General features: G+C 43.5%; 1 protein-coding gene. It reads right to left on the reverse strand.

The window, feature by feature from the left end; genetic code table 11:
* Nucleotides 1-141: IS66 family insertion sequence element accessory protein TnpA (gene tnpA / locus PPOP_RS25840; protein ID WP_006285854.1), on the reverse strand; the 141-nt coding region annotated here is incomplete at its 3' end.
* Nucleotides 142-207: the final 66 nt, after the last annotated feature.

The raw sequence follows: 207 nt of genomic DNA on the forward strand, positions 1-207 counted from the left end.
CTTGTAGAGCCAATATTTTAATTGATGAACGGTCAGGTCGTGCTCTTTGCACCAGGCTTTCATCGTTTGCCCGCTGGTCTGATAAGCGGTAATGGGGTCTGTCAATAACTTTGTGTAAACTCGTTTCCATTTTGAATCCATCCTTTCGTATGCGTGATGGATTCATTGTGACTGTTTTGACTTGCTATGCACAGGTGGGATTGGTTT

The sequence above is a fragment of the Paenibacillus popilliae ATCC 14706 genome (assembly GCF_000315235.1).
Lineage (GTDB): Bacteria > Bacillota > Bacilli > Paenibacillales > Paenibacillaceae > Paenibacillus_B > Paenibacillus_B popilliae.